Consider the following 10,537-nt stretch of genomic DNA (forward strand, 5'->3'; position numbering starts at 1 on the left):
AAAAAAACGCTCTTTTCTTTCTTTAAAGCTACAGATAAGGACAGACATGCCCGTTTCAAGAGTGCCCTTACCACTCTTCATCAGCAATCTATTTTCGAAGTACGAGATGAAAACAAAAAAGGTAAATGGAATTTTAAAATAATTTCTCCTATATCGAGCAGTGAATGGAACGATTACAATGATACTGTGGCCATTAAATTTACAGATGACATCATGCCTTACTTGATTGATCTAAAACGGAATTTCACTCAGTATCTGATTACTGATATCATAGAGTTAAACAGTAAATACAGTACTATTTTATATAAATGGTTTTCCATGAACTTCAATCAGTTTGAAACATATAAAGATTCAACAAACCGTACAAAAAAACAAATCGAACAAATGAAGAATCCTTATATCGATATTCAGGAGTTACGTAGGATGACAAATACGTTAAATGATTATAAAAGAATGTTTGATTTTGAAAAAAACGTCCTAAAATCATCCTTAGAAGAAATAAACGAGTACACACATTTCATTATTACTTATGACAAAATTAAAAAAGGTCGCTCAATTGCTGGGATTCAATTTCATATAGAAAAGAAAAAAACAAAATCTCTACTGCCTTATAAGGAAAACGACTTGGATTATCAAAAAGATAAAGCTCAACAAGAGAAAGAAAGGCAAAACTTATTTAACAAAGCAGTCCAAAGCAAGTATACGACCTTGTTGGGAGAAAATTTCTTAATTGGATTTAGAGATATGCAAGATGTTTCTAGAATGGCCGATTTACAAAAACAGGTGTATCCACTTTATGATGAGTTAAAAGAGTTACGCGGGTTAAACGGAGTGAAAGACCATATCAGTTATGTAGCGACACATAAAGACGGTGCTAGCATTCAGTTGCGAAATATTGTGAAGTATCTAAAACGATCTATTGAGCAATATTTACAAACCGTTAAAATACAAGATTTAGATGGGTAGGGATTCCGATGGCGGAAAAAACAATTAAAGAACTTGCCGATGAAATAGGCGTCAGTAAGACGGCCATTCATAAAAAAGTAACTCCAGATATGCGAAATAAATTTTTTTCCAAAATCGGAAATAAATTTGTAATTAGCGAAGAAGGACAAGAAGCTATCAAATCAACGTTTATTGTCTCGTTTTCGGAAACCGAAAACCAGAAACCAGAAACCGATAATTCGAAAACTAAAGGAACTAAATCAGAAAATACGCAAACAGAACCGATAACTAAAGAAACCAAGTCGAAAACTACGATAACCAGTGAGGTTTCCGAAAATAACTTATCAGATACTGCTATAAAAATAATAGAAAATTATCAAAAACAGCTTGAGCAGAAAGACAAGCAGTTATCCGAGTTACATAAACTATTAGATCAACAACAGCAGCTCACTTTGCATTCTAATCAGCAAAATGAATTGCTACAGTTACAGATCAAAGCTAATGAGAACGAAAAAAAAGAACAACCTGATTCAAATAAACAATATGTTAAAAAGAAATGGTGGCAGATTTGGAAATAAAAACCACATTCCCTAATGTTTGGGAAATGTGGTTTTTAATTTATTATCATAGGCGCGATTATGTTAACTAATACTTTTAAGGACAATTGAAAAATTAACTTTTTTCTTTATCTCTTCTTCTGATTCTTAAAAGTTCAATTAAAGTAAGTGCTATAGCTGTATATAACCCTCCACCGATAATTTTTTTATTTACTATATATTCAATTGAAATACCGATAAAACTGGTAAATAGCATTATTAATATGACATGAGCATACGGGTGTTTTTCTGTAAATTCTTTATATTTATTAAACATAAACTCACCTCTAACCTATATAGCTACTTCGTTTTGTATTTGGTTGCAACATGTTTTCCTGCTGCATTATACCCTTTGCTCATATAAAATCCTACCCAACCATTATCGTTAGTAAAGGGAAAGCTGTATAATATAGTAAAACGAATCTTGATAACATATGAGTGACAGAAATAAGCAAAATAAAGGGATAGGAGATTGTGAGTGTAATAATGAAATCTATTTTAAAAAGTTTTTTAACTATCGTATTTTGGTATCTCATTAATGAGATAGTTTCTTTTTTCTTTGGCCACCTAATACCTTATCCTACTGAAGAAAATACCGGCGTCATCTTGCTATATCCTTTAATATTTATCTTGGAAATAATTTTAGCTTACATATTAACCTATTTTATATTTAAGGTTGCCAGTAAAAATTAAAATCCTAGCCTAAAATTAAGTAGAGTCTCGCTAATCTCGTCTTCATTGATTCCGATATAGCGTTTGGTGATTTTTTCGCTGCTGTGACCGAATATTTCCATGAGTGTAGCCACGTCTTTGGTTTTCTTATAATAGTGATACCCAAATGTCTTCCGCAGCGTGTGCGTGCCGATATCGTCCCGATCTAATAGTGCGGCGACCTTTTGAAACATCTGATAGACCGTATTGACTTCTAAATGACCGCCTTTAGTACTGGGAAACAAATAATCTTCTGGCTCCAGGTCTTTCGTGTAGTCCTGGATCAACTCCTGCAGGCTGCTTAAATATAAAATGCGTGTTTTTCCGGTTTTTTGCTCCACAATACGTGGGTTTTTCGAGGAAATCACGTCTTTTTTCTTTAATTTCACGATATCAGACATGCGTAAACCGCTATTAATGCCGATCAAAAACAAGAAAACGTCGCGTTCGGCGTTTTTGTTGCGTCTCAAACAGAATAAAAAGTCGTTGATTTCTTGCTGCGTTCTTAAGGGTTGGACGTTATAACTCATTGAAATGTGCTCTCCTCTCACAAAACGGATACATGATTTCATTCATTATAACACGAAATCATGTATTGGACACCGGTATAAAAAAAGAACCCTATGGGAATAGGATTCCGGATACACGTTTTTATCTAATTTCATGTATCTTGTATTCAAGTTACGCCACAAGAGTGTGGTTGACATATCATTTTGAGTTTGAACATCTAGATAAATATAAATAAGTAATAGAGACAAAAAATGTAGTGTAATCCTTAATTATCTCTATTACTCGATTAATTTGAAGGTGTGCAATCATTCTTTAGACTGCCCTTAGCAATCGAAGTCCATTCAAAATAACAACCAAAGTACTTCCTTCATGAATAATGACACTGATGGCAATATCCGTTAAGCCCAAGAAACTAACGACAATTAAAAAAACAACAACGGCCATTGAAAAAATAATATTCTGCCAAATAACACGGTTCATTTTCGAAGAAGTATTATGAGATTGTACCAATTTAGATAAATTGTTTTGCATTAAAACTAAATCAGATACCTCTACTGCCACATCAGTCCCATCTCCCATAGCGATTCCCACATCTGCATTAACAAGAGCAGGAGCATCATTTACACCGTCTCCAACCATGGCGGTCACACCGTATTTTTCTTTTTGTTCGTCTATTATTCTGGATTTGTCTTCCGGCATGACATTTGCAATCACTTCATCTATTCCCAATTGTTTAGCAACCGCTTTTCCCGTCATTTCTGAGTCACCAGTAATTAATGTGGTGTGTATACCTTGTTTTCTGAAATACTCAATGGTTTCTTTTGCATGTTCACTTGGAATGTCCATGAGGGCAATAAGGCCTAGAACCTCTTCATCTACTGCTACGTACACGATTGTCTTACCTTCTGAAGCCCATTCATTATTTAAACGACTATACTCATCTGAAACATCATCAAACGAAGTCGGTTTTCCTATACGATAATTTCTCCCTTTGTAATCTCCTGTCAATCCTTTACCAATCTGGTTTTCTACATCAATAGTTAGTTTGTTTTTTTGCTCAAACTTTCTTAGAATAGCATCTGCTAAAGGGTGATTGGATTCTTTTTCAAGAGCTACTACGATATCAATCATGTTTTCTTCGTTCACGGAATCAGCAAAATAATAATTGGTTACTTCAGGTTTTCCTTTGGTCAAGGTGCCCGTCTTATCAAATGCAATTGCTTTAATATCGGCTAATTGAGACAGGTAAGAACTACCTTTTGAAAGGACTCCTTTTTTGGCTAAATTAGAAGTCGTCGATAGCGTTGCCGAGACAGTAGCTGCTGCTAAAGCACACGGTGAAGCTGCAACTAAAAGGACTAATCCTCTATAGACACTTTGTGACCATGTCCAATCAAGTAGAAAAGGTGCCAATAACATGAATAACGGAATGGCAATTAAAACAACTGTGACGTATTTGGGTTCAAATTTTTGGATAATACTCGCAGCTTTTGTTTGGTTATCTTGGTTCTGGTTCACTAATTGTAAAATTTTTGAAAATACTGTATCTTCGTTTTCTTTGGTGACTTTCATCGTGAAGCTACCTGTTCCATTAATTGGGTTCTGTTGCAAAGTTTTAAATAAAGAATAAAATCCCTTACGGTATCTATGATTTAAGCTGGGATTCCCAATAATACCTTGATTTCAGTACAGACCGAAAACCCGAAGAGAGTGCCTTCTTTTCGGGTTTTCTTATATAATCCTCGAATGGCTTCCATGCCTTTAATCGTGGTAGAGGCAGTGCGTAAACTTCGATAGAATTTATTGCGTCTCTTTACTGGACGATGGTCTTGTTCAATCAAATTATTCAGGTATTTAATGGTACGATGTTCTGTCCCTTGATAAAAGCCGTATTCTTTTAGTTTCTTAAAGGCACTTGTAATAGAGGGGGCTTTATCTGTGACTACAACCTTCGGTTCATCAAACTGCTTCACTAACCGCTTAAGAAAAGCATAGGCTGCTTGTGTGTCCCGTTTTTTACGTAACCAAATATCCAAGGTTAAACCATCTGCATCGATGGCTCGATACAAATAATGCCATTTTCCTTTAATTTTGATGTACGTTTCATCCATTTTCCATGAATAAAAGGATTTTTTATTTTTCTTTTTCCAAATTTGATAGAGTAGTTTGCCATATTCTTGCACCCAACGATAAATCGTCGTATGAGAAACGTTAATGTCACGATCATATAAGATTTCTTGAACTTCACGATAGCTAAGGTTATAACGAAGATAGTAGCCCACGGCTACAATAATCACATCCTGCTGAAATTGCTTTCCTTTAAAATGATTCATCGTCATTCCTCCTGCTATCTTTTTCTATTATTCTACCTTATTTGATAGTAGATTTAAAACTTTGCAACAGAACCAGAAATTTCTTCCTATGACGAGCTCTCTGACTTAAAGATAATATTTTCTAATAACTTCTAATCCCTCATTTAATTCATAAACAAGTGGTTGTCCTGTCGGTATCTCTAGTTCCATGATTTTATCCTCAGGTATATTTTCCATATATTTCGCTAACGCTCGAATGGAATTACCATGGGCAACTACTAAGACGGTTTTCTGATCTAGAATTGCCGGTGCAATTTCATCTTCCCAAAAGGGAATAACCCTGGCCAACGTAATTTTCAAGTTCTCACCCATTGGGATACTCCGTTTTTGTAAATGGGCATAACGTCGATCATTTAAAGCAGAATTAGGATCCTCTGGTTTTGCTAGTGGAGGCAGCGTATCGTAGGATCGACGCCAAATCTGAACTTGCTGAATACCAAATTTCTCAGCAGTCGCTTCCTTGTTGAGTCCTTGCAAAGCTCCATAATGGCGCTCGTTCAAACGCCAGGTTTTGATTTCAGGTACCCAGAGTTGATCGGAATCCTCTAAGATAATGTGACAAGTTTTAATGGCTCGTTTCAAAACAGAAGTAAAGGCTAAATCAAACTCTAATCCAGCTCTTTTGATTTTAAGTCCCGCTTCGTGAGCTTCTTTCAGCCCTAACTTCGTAAGATCAACGTCCACCCAACCAGTAAATTGATTCAACGCGTTCCATTCGCTTTGACCATGGCGCACAAAGACAACTCTTTTCACGTTTATCCCCTACCTTCATTATTTAATCGATTTTTTCTTATACCCATTAATATTAACTATCAGTTGATTAGGTAGACCGTAGCAATCGAAGTCCGTTTAGTATAACAACCAAAGTACTTCCTTCGTGGATAATGACACTAATCGCTATATCGGTTAAACCCAATAAACTAGCTATAACTAAAAAGGCGACAACAGCCATAGAAAAAATAATGTTTTGCCAAATGACACGATTCATTTTAGAAGAAATATTATGGGATTGGACTAATTTTAATAAATCATTTTTCATTAAAACCAGGTCAGATACCTCTACCGCAACGTCGGTTCCGTCACCCATAGCGATTCCCACATCAGCATTCACAAGCGCGGGTGCATCGTTTACACCATCGCCCACCATTGCTGTTACACCATATTTTTCTTTTTGCTCGTCTATAATACGTGATTTGTCTTCCGGCATGACATTCGCAATTACTTCATCTATTCCTAATTGTTTAGCAACTGCTTTTCCCGTCATTTCTGAGTCTCCAGTAATTAGGGTAGTGTGTATACCTTGTTTTTTGAAGTACTCAATCGTTTCTTTTGCATTTTCACTAGGAATGTCCATAAGGGCAATAAGTCCTACAACTTTTTCCTCTTCTGATACGTATACGACTGTCTTACCTTCTGAAGCCCACTCATCATTTAGGCGAATGTATTTATCTGCAACATTTGAAAAAGAAGTTGGCTTACCTATACGATAGTTTTTACCTTTGTAATCTCCTGTCAATCCTTTACCAATTTGATTTTCTACTTCCATATCTAATTTATTTTTTTGTTCAAATTTTCTTAGAATGGCATCTGCTAAGGGATGATTAGATTCTTTTTCAAGAGCCACTACGATATCAATCATCTTTTCTTCGTTTACGCTATCAGCAAAATAATAATTGGTTACTTCTGGTTTTCCTTTCGTTAAGGTTCCCGTCTTATCAAAGGCAATGGCTTGAATATCGGCTAATTGCGACAAATAAGAACTTCCTTTTGAAAGCACGCCTCTTTTGGCTAGATTAGAGGTTGCTGATAATGTTACAGATACGGTAGCTGCTGCTAAAGCACATGGAGAAGCTGCGACTAAAAGAACTAATCCTCTATAAATACTTTGTGACCAAGTCCAATCTAACATCAAAGGTGTGAGTAATATGAAGAGTGGAATCGCAATTAAAACAACTGTCACATATTTCGGTTCAAACTTTTGGATAATACTGGCAGCTTTCGTTTGATTATTTTGATTTTGATTAACTAATTGTAAAATCTTTGAAAAGACAGTATCTTTATTTTCTTTTGTGACTTCCATTGTGAAACTACCCGTTCCATTAATCGTACTCCCAAAAACCCCGTCTCCTTTAGATTTTTCTTTAGGGATACTTTCTCCATTGATAGAAGATTCGTCAATGGAGGTATTCCCAGTTAAAATGACTCCGTCAATAGGTACTTGATCTCCGTTCAGTACCTGGAGTTGGTCCCCTACTTTTAGTTCATTGACATCAACAATCTTTGTATTTCCGTCAGACATGATTAATCTTGCAGTCGTCGGATTCATTTCAAGTAATTTTGTGATTTCTCGTTTGCTTCTACCTTCAGCATAATCTTCTAAAAAATGCGCCCCAGAGAAAATGAGAATCAGCAATGTTCCTTCCCAGAAATTACCGATCAGTGAGGCCCCCAATGCAGCTAATCCCATTAAGATATGGGAGTTAGGCGTAAATCTCTTTTTAGATTTTGTATTCTCAATCGTTTCTCCAATTCCTTCAAGAAGAATAACATGGTAGCCCGCACTAATCGAAGCAATTGAAAACAAACTATTTTGTAATAAACTATTTTCTCCATCTAGAAATAACGCAATTATGGCTAATGCTAAACCAACAAAGTACAAAACGACTGGCATTTTCCCATGATCGTGACCGTGGTTGTGATTATGATTATGCTTTTCTTGAGACTGTTGTTTTTGGACAGTTTCCATTTATATTGCCTCCCTATATAATTTATAAGTCCTTTGTTTTCCATCATTTACTTCTTGAATCACAAAATTTCCGCTATTTCTGGATCCTTTCGTCTATTCCAAAAGTAAATCGTAATGAATCCACTTTACATATGGCTAACCAATCATATGTTTATGTTCTCACTTTATATCGCTATATACGTTTTGTCAAGATAAAGAGAACGCAACTTCTCTTTTATAAACAAAAGATTAGCATTGTTTCGCTCATATGGTAATATAGATATGAACGAAAGGTCATATGAAAGGAATAAAAACACTATGGATATAAAAACAACTTCTCCAATCGATAAAGAATCTATTCTGTCAATAAGCAAACTATTTAAGGTGATTAGTGATCCTACACGATTGTCGGTTCTCTTTCTTTTACAGAAAAAAGAGTGTAGTGTTGGAAATATAGCTATTTCTCTGGACATGGAACAGTCCGCTATTTCTCATCAATTAAAAACGTTGAAAGACGCACGCTTAGTAAAATCAAGAAGAGAAGGAAAAAGTATGCTTTACAGTTTAGATGACCTTCATGTTTTTAGTATTCTCGAACAAGTCTTAACTCATGTCAATGAATTAGAAAAATAAAACCAATTAGTTATGTAGCATACAAACTTAGGAGGTTTTTAAAATGTCAAAATCAGATAAAGACCATAATCACTCGCATCAGGATCAACCGAAAAAAATATTAAAATTGCTTTCTTCATAAATTTTATTTTCTCCATAAGTGAATTTTTCTTTGGGTTTCTTTTCAATAGTGTGTCTATTATGTCTGACGCAGTTCATGATTTAGGGGACTCTATTTCAATTGGATTCGCTTGGTTTTTTCAAGGTTATTCAGAGAAAAAACAAGATGAACGGTTCACCTTTGGCTATAACCGATTTTCTTTACTGGGCGCGCTGATAACTGGCGTTGTGCTAATTAGTGGCTCGTTCTTTATGATCTATCGTAGTGTGCCGCGTTTGCTTGACCCACAACCCGTAAATTATAGTGGCATGTTCTGGCTTTCTCTCGTAGCTATTGCATTGAATGGATATGCTGCTTGGATTTTAAGCAAAGGCACATCCAAAAATGAGGGTATGTTGAAACTCCATATGCTGGAAGACGTATTAGGGTGGATTGGAGTCTTGATTGTGAGTATTCTAATGAACTTTACCGAGGCATATCGTCTGGATCCTATCTTATCGATTTTGATTGCACTCTATATCCTCTACAAAACCGTTCCTGAATTTTTCACCACAATGAAAATTTTATTGAATGGTTCGCCTGAAAATGTAAACGTAGAAAAACTTGCTGATTCAATCAATAACATTCCTGCTGTAAAAGACCTCTCACATTTTCACATTTGGTCACTGGACGGGGAAGAAAACGCCCTTATCGTCACGGTTCTTATAGACCCTTCAGACATAGACAAGGCTAGGGAAATAAAAGAAGTAATTGCAGAAGTCGCACACAAATCAAGCGTAGAGAATCATATCACAATAGAAATAACTACAAGCAAAGAAGAGCTTGAAAAGGGATACTCCCACAACACATAAGATAGTCAGTCCTACGCTAAAAAACACTTCGTCATTTGAAAAGCAAAAAAGGCAGCGACTAAACAAATCGCTGCCTCTCTTTTTATCTTTCGTGATTATGATTTTTTTAAAAACCTAGTAGCGTTTGTATCGTCCCGTTCTCTACCAAGATAAAGATTCCTAATCCAATAAACACGATTGGGACAATGATTCGTTCATACTTTTCTAACGTTTCGGAAACAAAGGAAATTTTTGCCAACTTATAACTGATAAAGCAAAGAATCGCAATCGAAATAACGAATACTACTAAGGCAATTAAAATTTCTGAAAAAGCTAACGAAGTAAAGTAGGGAATATAAATCCCTAAATTGTCTCCACCTGACGCAATGGTTATTAAGGCGACAGTCCAGAATAACCGACTGGTTCCTCTAGATTCTAGTTTTTCAACGACTTCCTCTTCTTCTTCCTCCTCTTCGCCTATCACAGCGACACGGATACCTAAATAAATTGGAATTAATCCAAGAAGTCCAATGATCCAATCTTGCGGAATAAAATTCAGCACATAAGCAGCAAACAAACTTACAGCTACCAAAATGCCTGTTCCAAGATATTGACCCCAAAAAATGTGTCGAATACCTTTTTGTGTGTGACTTTGAGAAAAGATAATGAGCAAGATAAACAAATAATCAATGCTGGTAGAAATATAAACAGCGATAGCTGAAAAAATACTTTGTAACAAAATAACTTCCTCCAAACTAAGATTTCATAGATAGATTTTCTGATAACTTTAAAAAAACATGAATAGCGGAAAGGATGTCTTCATTCGCTAAAGAGTAATAAACTACTTTTCCATCTTGACGTGATTTTGCCATTCCATGTTTTTTTAAAAAACGTAAATGGTGTGACGTTGTAGCAACGCTAGCAGTAAGTATTTCTGCTAAATCACAGACACACATTTCCTTATAGGTTTCTAAAGCATAGAAAATTTTAATTCTAGAAGAATCGCTGAAACATTTACCTAACACAAGTAAATTTGAAAAATCTTTTTGATCCAATTTATTTTTTATTACAGTTACTTTTTCTTTATGTACGATAGTCACTTGGCAAACGTTTTC

The 10,537-nt window shown here is 35.4% G+C and carries 11 protein-coding genes and 1 pseudogene; 4 read left to right on the forward strand and 8 right to left on the reverse strand.

The genetic code is table 11. The annotated features are described in order from the left end of the window. Together BMX83_RS09635 and BMX83_RS09640 are read left to right on the forward strand one after the other, a co-directional pair. The coding region (locus BMX83_RS09635; protein ID WP_091636492.1) for a RepB family plasmid replication initiator protein at window positions 1-966 on the forward strand (966 nt) is incomplete at its 5' end. An 8-nt stretch (window positions 967-974) separates the two neighbouring features. Continuing rightward, window positions 975-1,523 carry a DUF536 domain-containing protein gene (locus tag BMX83_RS09640; RefSeq protein ID WP_087058443.1) on the forward strand — a complete coding sequence of 183 codons (549 nt, stop codon included), beginning with the start codon at window positions 975-977 and terminating at the stop codon, window positions 1,521-1,523. 94 nt (window positions 1,524-1,617) lie between these two features. Here the strand turns inward: BMX83_RS09640 and BMX83_RS09645 are convergent, their stop codons facing one another. The 6 genes and pseudogenes from BMX83_RS09645 to BMX83_RS09675 all read right to left on the reverse strand — a co-directional run bounded on the left by BMX83_RS09645 (window position 1,618) and on the right by BMX83_RS09675 (window position 7,880). Further along, the gene (locus tag BMX83_RS09645) at window positions 1,618-1,818 is read right to left on the reverse strand and encodes a hypothetical protein (RefSeq protein ID WP_087058441.1); all 201 of its coding nucleotides are present in this window, start codon (window positions 1,816-1,818) and stop codon (window positions 1,618-1,620) included. Between the two features lie 412 nt (window positions 1,819-2,230). Beyond that, window positions 2,231-2,782: a tyrosine-type recombinase/integrase gene (locus BMX83_RS09655; RefSeq protein WP_023179913.1), complete on the reverse strand. Its 552-nt coding sequence runs from the start codon at window positions 2,780-2,782 to the stop codon at window positions 2,231-2,233. Between the two features lie 292 nt (window positions 2,783-3,074). Further along, window positions 3,075-4,358, reverse strand: a pseudogene (locus BMX83_RS09660) (heavy metal translocating P-type ATPase); the annotation flags it as partial. A 56-nt stretch (window positions 4,359-4,414) separates the two neighbouring features. Then, window positions 4,415-5,095 (reverse strand): IS6-like element IS1216 family transposase, encoded by a 681-nt coding sequence (locus BMX83_RS09665; RefSeq protein WP_002325565.1) that lies wholly within the window; start codon window positions 5,093-5,095, stop codon window positions 4,415-4,417. 105 nt (window positions 5,096-5,200) lie between these two features. Beyond that, window positions 5,201-5,887: a 2,3-diphosphoglycerate-dependent phosphoglycerate mutase gene (gene gpmA / locus BMX83_RS09670; RefSeq protein WP_087059228.1), complete on the reverse strand. Its 687-nt coding sequence runs from the start codon at window positions 5,885-5,887 to the stop codon at window positions 5,201-5,203. A gap of 67 nt (window positions 5,888-5,954) precedes the next feature. After that, on the reverse strand, window positions 5,955-7,880 hold the full coding sequence (locus BMX83_RS09675) for a heavy metal translocating P-type ATPase (RefSeq protein ID WP_087059230.1): 1,926 nt from the start codon (window positions 7,878-7,880) through the stop codon (window positions 5,955-5,957). 297 nt (window positions 7,881-8,177) lie between these two features. Between BMX83_RS09675 and BMX83_RS09680 the strand changes: the two genes are divergently transcribed. Both BMX83_RS09680 and BMX83_RS09685 read left to right on the forward strand, forming a co-directional pair. After that, entirely contained in the window at window positions 8,178-8,492 is a 315-nt protein-coding gene (locus tag BMX83_RS09680) for an ArsR/SmtB family transcription factor (protein ID WP_034536054.1), read from the forward strand. 135 nt (window positions 8,493-8,627) lie between these two features. After that, window positions 8,628-9,443 carry a cation diffusion facilitator family transporter gene (locus tag BMX83_RS09685; RefSeq protein ID WP_245746661.1) on the forward strand — a complete coding sequence of 272 codons (816 nt, stop codon included), beginning with the start codon at window positions 8,628-8,630 and terminating at the stop codon, window positions 9,441-9,443. Between the two features lie 106 nt (window positions 9,444-9,549). Here the strand turns inward: BMX83_RS09685 and BMX83_RS09690 are convergent, their stop codons facing one another. Beyond that, complete coding sequence (locus BMX83_RS09690) at window positions 9,550-10,161, reverse strand: CadD family cadmium resistance transporter (protein ID WP_034536057.1); 612 nt, start codon at window positions 10,159-10,161, stop codon at window positions 9,550-9,552. Window positions 10,162-10,177: 16 nt separating this feature from the next. Next, window positions 10,178-10,537, reverse strand: a 360-nt coding sequence (locus tag BMX83_RS09695; protein ID WP_091636494.1) for an ArsR/SmtB family transcription factor, incomplete at its 5' end; no start/stop codon positions are given.

Source organism: Alkalibacterium gilvum (assembly GCF_900109085.1).
Taxonomy (GTDB): Bacteria; Bacillota; Bacilli; order Lactobacillales; family Carnobacteriaceae_A; genus Alkalibacterium; species Alkalibacterium gilvum.